Origin of the sequence: Acetobacter orleanensis, from assembly GCF_001581005.1 — a bacterium.
Lineage (GTDB): Bacteria > Pseudomonadota > Alphaproteobacteria > Acetobacterales > Acetobacteraceae > Acetobacter > Acetobacter orleanensis.
Genome location: NZ_LHZV01000022.1, coordinates 1 through 6,621, shown reverse-complemented (window position 1 = coordinate 6,621; position 6,621 = coordinate 1). Strand labels below are relative to the sequence as shown.

Sequence of the window (6,621 nt, the reverse complement as noted above, 5' to 3'; positions counted from 1 at the left end):
AAAGACGGCAGCAGGAACGCGCATCATCCCCATTCATTCCAGTCTGCTCGGAATGGAAGAGCTGAATCTACTTCAGGACAATGGTGAAAAATACCTCTTCCCTGATCTGACTGTTTCAGCATCAGGTGAACGAGGCGATAACTTTGCCCGTTCTTTCTCAAAGCACAAAAAACGGCTCGATCTGCCAGAGGCAGTAACGTTCCATTCCTTCCGGCATACCGTCTCGACAAAGCTTCGAAACCAAGAAGCGCATATTCGGGAACTATGGATCGATACTGTTTTAGGGCATGAAGCTAGTCATAAATCTCAAGGCACCATAAACTATACGAGCGGAATTGAGGTTGCCAATTTGAAGCAGGTCATCGAAGCCCTCTCCTATCCGCCAGAGTGCATTATGCCCATTTAACCGGCGCATGGTGGCAGTCTCGTTTGCATAAGAACAAAAACGGGAAATCGCCTGTTCCAATAGGTTATCTTTAAGAGGAGCCAGCAGTGTCAGACGGCTACCCAAAGGGTAGCGTCAGACAGCTGGTAAGGGGGAGAAATCTCCCCCGTTAACCCCCTCTTTAGAAGGAAAATCAGTTATGCCTGCATCTCGAACTTCTCGCCTTTCCGTCCGTGCATCGCCAGTTGAATTGAAGCTCTGGAACCATATCGCACACAGTCATGGTCATGTGACCACGTCTGACTGGATACGCTCTTTACTGGCTTCCGCTGAGTTCTCGGGTAATGATGGTCCACCCGTTTCAGACGAACTCCGCAGACTACGCACCCAGCTTTCACGCGTTGGCAATAATCTCAATCAGCTTGCTCACTCAGCCAATTGTGGCGATGCAGTCCATTGCGGGTCTGTGCTGGACGATATCGAAACCCTGATCCATCAGTTCGACCGCATTCTGTCACGATCTCGCAAAAAACCTTCCAACAGAACAGCCCGTCGCAAATGCGACACGACTGTCACCGTGCATTGATTGCCTGTGACCATGCGTCATGATCGTCAAAGAAAGCAGGATTAAAACGCGCAGTGGTGCGGGGGCTTTGAGTCGTCATGTTCTGCATGGCGCGAAGAATGAAGCTATTCGTGTTCTGGCTGGGTCAGACTGGCTGATGCGTGACCACATGCGAGAGGCAAGGCGCGAAGGGCTGACATATGGCCTGCGCCATATCGCCTTTAATCCGGCACAAGCGATGAGCGATGCTCAGCTTGCTGAGTTTGCCGATCATCTATGCCAAGAGCTTAAAGCTGATCTCAGTCATATAACCCTCATCATCCATCAGAAAGACGGATTGACTCATGGGCATTTGCTTCTGCCGGAATGGCAGGGAGATCATGTGCTCAGCAGCCGGTTTAGCTGGATGCGCCTTGAGAAAGTGGCCCGACTGGAAGAACTACGATTAGGGCATGCTCTGGTGCCCGGCAGACATGATAAGGCCATTGCAAATGCCCTTCATAAGCAAGGATACCATCATGAAGCCGAACAGATTGCTTAGCTTATACCCACTTCAGACAATCTCAAACCCCGCGCAGCGTATACAGCACAGGCAAGACGGATGACGGAACGGCAGGGTGTTGATCTGGCTACTCGAAAAACACTGGTGGCGCACCTCTGGTCTCACTCTGATGGGCTGAAATCCTTCCGCGCAGCACTGAAAGAGCATGGCCTGACAATGCGCGAGGGAGACAGGAAAGACACCAGACCGGGAGCACACATCATTGAAGACGAGAACGGCACGCTCATTGGAAGTTTTACCCGTTTGACCAAAGTCAGAATGGCAGATTTCCGAAAACTGCTTGCAGAAGAAAACACGCCCAGACAGAAGCCAGCCCTCATCCGACGTCCCAAAAGAAGCAAACTTCAGCAGGACCTGTATCGCAAACGGGTTGCTGATGTAGACCGGCCTGTTCGTTCCCCTCAGGCGGCCCCTCACACTGGCCCGATTATCAGAACTGTGGAAGAAGCCCGCCTGCGATGTCTTCTTTTAAACGCCCTTCAGGACAGACAGGCCATCCTTGACCAGCAGGCTCCCGCCATGAAGCAACCTCTGCCAGACAGAGAGGTCATTCTGACACAATGGCGGAAAGACCTTCGTCCATACGAAAAACGGCTAAGAAACGCCTATGATCACTATCGCTCAGCAAAGAAGGCGTCCGAGGCAGCCAAGGAAAGCATCTGGCAGCGATTGAGTGGAAAACATAGATGCCTACAAAAGCAGTTTGACCAGACCGCATTGGATTTTTGGGAAGTGCTCCGGTTTGCCATTCAGGGGCTGCTCTTTGTGGTTGGCCTGAGATCTCTCCCGCCTGATCCGATACGCCCAATTGTGACTGAACGGAACAGACCCAGGCTGGAGCGCATCAAAACAAAATATGATGCGGAATTTGTAGCTCTAGCCAATTCGCAAAAACGCGAGGAATGGCTGAACAGGCAGTTTGAGGCACAAAATCGGGCACGTCAGCGACAGATTTACGACTGGAATGAAAAACACCGCCTGGCGAAGGAACAGGCCCGTCGCGACATGTCCCTGTTTCGATCTCTGCTTAACAGCAAGCCATTTTCCCCAGAACGCACAAATCTGACAAAACTGTCATCGCAGATACCTCTTGAAAATGAAGTGCTTCAGGCACTACAGAAACCTATTCGAAGCCGAAGCAAGCCGCCCTTTGGAAGACTCAATAATGTCGCCTTTGGAGGGGTGAACGGCCTGTCCGCTTTCAATGTGGTCGATGGCGAAAGCGGATAAACCATAATTCTTATGCTGAAGCACTGTCTCCAAGGTGCACCCTGAAAAACGGCACCAGTTTTTCCAGTGCCAGACCGACGGCTTCCGGTTTGTCATACAGATCATAATGCGAGCTGTTTTCCAGGGACACGATCTGCCGGTCTTTAGACGCGGTGGCGCGGCCATAAATCTCCGTGCCATCGCGATAGGCGCCGAACGCGCCGACCTTTTCTCCCACTACAACCATGACAGGCTGGGTCAGCTGGGGTTCAGCAAAGGCAAACGCGTCCCATGACAGGATTTTCTGGGCATGGCTGAATAGCAGCCGCGTCCACCCACCGGGCTTCTGGCCGCGAGGCGTCTTGTAGTAATCCGTGGCTTCCAGAACATCCCGGTCCGTCAGACCATTCGCACGGGCTGCCTCGACGCTCGGTGGCAGCAGTTCATTGACCTGCAACTCGCCACCACGCGCCTCTTTCGTGCGCTGCGCCGCCATGGCCTCCAATGTGCCGAGTGGATTGAAACCACTGAATCCCTCCCGGAACAGGCGGCCGAGATTGACTGGCGTGATGCCGACGACCGCTTTGATCCGTTTTTCCGTCAGCGCGGCATTGATGGCGTAGGCCCCGCCGCCACAGACACCAATCACGCCGATACGGTCAGCGTCCACATAAGGCAGCGTCACGGCATAATCGATCACATGGCTGATGTCCTCGACCCGCTGGGTCGGGCTCTCAATCCAGCGCGGCGCACCGCCGCTTTCACCCTGATAGGACGCGTCATAAGCAATAACGACGAAACCGGCTTCGGCCAGCGCCTTGCCATAGACATTCCCCGAGGTCTGCTCCTTGCAGCTTCCAAACGGGTGAACACTGACAATGGTCGGATAGGCCCTGCTTTCATCAAAGTCGGAAGGGAGCAGGGTGTTGGCTGCAATGGGCCATGCCATATCGGCATTCTGTATCTGGACCGATTTCATCTCGATATCCTTTGTTCTGCTTTGCACGCTCGTTACGCCAGCTTGGCCTGAAAGAACGGGGCCAGCACGGAAACGGCTTCGGTCACGAAGGCTGTTCCATCGTAGAGATCCATGTGATTGGCGCCCTTCACGATATGGACCGACTTATCCGTACTGGCCGCGCGGTCGTACAGGTCGTCGCTCATCCACTTGCTACCCGCGTTGCTACCGACGACGATCTGGATCGGTTGCGTCAGATAGGTTTCGGCCATGTGATAGGCGTCATAGGTGATGATCTGGTTCAGGCTCCGCAGCGTGGCAAAGCCGGGCGCGGTCGCGCACTCGGCGCGGGGCGTGTGATAATACTCCCAGGCCTGACGCAGTTCTTCGTTCGGCGCATCTTTCTCCGTCAGCGGCGCGAGTGGCATGGTGGCGTAACCGTTGCCTGCGGCATCTGCGGTGCGGGCATTGGACCCGGCTTCGATCAGCGGGAGTGCATTGATCGAGCGCACCGAATTGTCCCAGCCATTGCGGAACATGGAGCCGATATTGACTGCGCTGACAGTGCCGATTGCTTTGATGCGACGGTCCTGAATGGCGGCATTGGCCGTGTAGCCCGCGCCCGCACAGATGCCCATCGCGCCGATGCGGTTCTGGTCGATGTAGGGCAGCGTTGTCAGATGGTCGATAACGGCGCTGACGTCTTCCGTACTGACGTAGGGGTTCTCAAGCTGGCGTGGCTCACCGCCGCTTTCCCCCTGATAGGACCGGTCGAACGCAATGGTAACAAAGCCCTGTTCCGCGAGTTTCTGCGCGTAGGTACCAGCCGTCTGCTCCTTCACGCCGCCCCCAGGATGGGAGACGACAATGGCGGGCCATTTTTTCGTCTCGTCGAAGCCATCGGGGAAATTGATCACCGCCGACAGGGTAATGGCCGGGTTGTTGGTGTTCGTGAAACTGATCTTGGTCATGGTCTGTCTCCTGTTGATGAAAGCATGGTAGAACAAACCTATTGCGTAAATTAGACGGATAATACGTCATGGCCCTATCACTGGAGTGATCAATGAAGCGGGATGAAATCGCCGATCTGGCAGCTTTCGTCGTAGTGGCCGAGGAAGGCAGCTTCACCAAAGCGGCTCGTCGTCTTGGCATCGCACAGTCCGGCCTGAGCCAGATCGTGCGACGCACGGAAGAACGGCTGGGCATGCGCCTGCTGTCGCGCACGACCCGCAGCGTGGCACCGACGGAAGCGGGCGAGCGGCTGCTCGCGACACTCGGCCCGATGCTGCATGATCTGGATGCAGCGGTCGCCTCCCTGAGTGATTTGCGGGACCGTCCATCGGGCACCATCCGGGTGACGACCGTGGAACATGCGGCGAAAACCATCCTTCTTCCCGGCGTGAAGCAGCTTCTGCGAGACAATCCTGATATCCGTGTGGACGTGACCATTGATTACGGACTGGCAGACGTGGTGGCGGATCGCTTCGACGCCGGCATCCGGTTGGGCGGCGAGATTGCGAAAGACATGATTGCCGTCCGGATCGGCCCGGACATCCCCATGGCCATTGTCGGATCACCGGATTATTTCCGCATCCACCCTGCACCAACGTCTCCAGCGCGGCTTGTCGAGCATAAGGCGGTCAATCTGCGGCTGCCGACATCGCAGACCGTCAATGGCTGGCGACTGATGCGGGGCGGTCGGGAAACACGGGTGCGGCTGGAGGGGCAGATGACGCTCAATACCATTGACCTTATCCGCGAGGCCGCCCTGGACGGACATGGGCTGGCCTACCTGCCGCTGGACATGGTGCAGTCTGATCTGGAGCGCGGCGATCTGGTGCAGGCGCTGGCAAAATTCACACCCTCTTTGCCAGGGTATCATCTTTACTACCCAAACCGGCGACAGGCCCCCGTCGCTTTCAGGCTGTTCGTCGAGGCGTTGCGATATTCGCAGTGAGGCAGCAATGGAGGGGAAGGCCGCCCGTCTGCTATCGGCCAGCGTGACGATAGCTTCTGCCTGTCCACTCATGATTCCCGACAGACAACGTAGCGAGGATTTTGCGATAAACTACGATAGGTTGAAGATTTGAAGAAATAAAAACCCATAGCTCTCTGTACATTTAATTAAAACTGAACTTTTTATCATTTTCTACATATCTCTCAATCATCCTTTGGGAGTCGGCGTAAAACTGAGCATGGCTCAAATCCACAACTCTTTTATTCAAATAATCCACTTGATCGGAATCTAAAACTTTACCGTAAAATTCTTCGTGTTTTCCTGGTTCAGGAAATAATAACGCTAAACGAGGCCCTAATGGATAATACCATGATAGATGCGCAGGAGAGGAACCATCATCTCTGGCATCCAAATTTATGATAGGTTGATCGGATGTCAAAAATGTTATGTCAGTTTTGTTTTCTATGAGGAAAATTGGACGTTTCGGTTTTTCCAGAAATAATGATAAACTCAACTCTGATGCCAACAGAATGCTAATAATCGCCCATGAATTAGAAACATCAACGTCATTATTTTTATTAAGTCGCTCAATTATTTTTTGCCTAACTCCAAACGTTCTCAAACTCTGAGTAGATAGCCAGCTATAAAAAACTATTCTAGCTTGTGTATTTTCATAAAACGATAAATCTTTTTCTATCATTTTATTAAATATAACGTCGAAATCACTTTCTAGTTTTTCATAACTGCCCTCTATTGAATTTTTTAGATATAAATCGACAATCTCATTTGTTTTTCCATATTGTTTAAGTAACGATGCTATTTTGTAGCAATCTAGTATTTTTTTATTATCTTCAACTACAACCCTATTTTTATTTCTTTCATTGAGAAATAATATTTTTATAAGCTCTACCTCTCTTTTGTTTGGAATCTTCAGTTCATACATGTAGCTCTTAGAGCCTGTTTGAAAAGTCACGGATGAGCGTTT

The 6,621-nt window shown here is 52.6% G+C and carries 8 protein-coding genes; 5 read left to right on the top strand and 3 right to left on the bottom strand.

The genetic code is table 11. The annotated features are described in order from the left end of the window. The 4 genes from AD949_RS00220 to AD949_RS14340 all read left to right on the top strand — a co-directional run. A partial coding sequence (locus AD949_RS00220; protein ID WP_156475903.1) for a tyrosine-type recombinase/integrase occupies window positions 1–406 on the top strand: 406 nt, incomplete at its 5' end. Window positions 407–584: 178 nt separating this feature from the next. Then, entirely contained in the window at window positions 585–971 is a 387-nt protein-coding gene (locus AD949_RS13510; RefSeq protein WP_082786015.1) for a MobC family plasmid mobilization relaxosome protein, read from the top strand. Between the two features lie 67 nt (window positions 972–1,038). Further along, window positions 1,039–1,491 carry a hypothetical protein gene (locus tag AD949_RS14345; RefSeq protein WP_244926403.1) on the top strand — a complete coding sequence of 151 codons (453 nt, stop codon included), beginning with the start codon at window positions 1,039–1,041 and terminating at the stop codon, window positions 1,489–1,491. A gap of 60 nt (window positions 1,492–1,551) precedes the next feature. Then, window positions 1,552–2,742, top strand: coding sequence for a hypothetical protein (locus tag AD949_RS14340; protein ID WP_052944610.1), 1,191 nt, complete (start codon window positions 1,552–1,554; stop codon window positions 2,740–2,742). A gap of 10 nt (window positions 2,743–2,752) precedes the next feature. Here the strand turns inward: AD949_RS14340 and AD949_RS00210 are convergent, their stop codons facing one another. Next, window positions 2,753–3,700, bottom strand: coding sequence for an alpha/beta hydrolase (locus tag AD949_RS00210; protein ID WP_048836936.1), 948 nt, complete (start codon window positions 3,698–3,700; stop codon window positions 2,753–2,755). Window positions 3,701–3,732: 32 nt separating this feature from the next. Beyond that, a complete protein-coding gene (locus AD949_RS00205) occupies window positions 3,733–4,650 on the bottom strand; it encodes an alpha/beta hydrolase (RefSeq protein ID WP_048836935.1) in 918 nt (305 codons plus the stop codon). A 92-nt stretch (window positions 4,651–4,742) separates the two neighbouring features. Here AD949_RS00205 and AD949_RS00200 point away from each other — a divergent pair, with 92 nt between their 5' ends. Beyond that, entirely contained in the window at window positions 4,743–5,636 is an 894-nt protein-coding gene (locus tag AD949_RS00200; protein ID WP_048836934.1) for a LysR family transcriptional regulator, read from the top strand. 163 nt (window positions 5,637–5,799) lie between these two features. Here AD949_RS00200 and AD949_RS00195 read toward each other — a convergent pair. Beyond that, window positions 5,800–6,621: DUF4238 domain-containing protein (locus AD949_RS00195; protein WP_211259969.1), on the bottom strand; the 822-nt coding region annotated here is incomplete at its 5' end.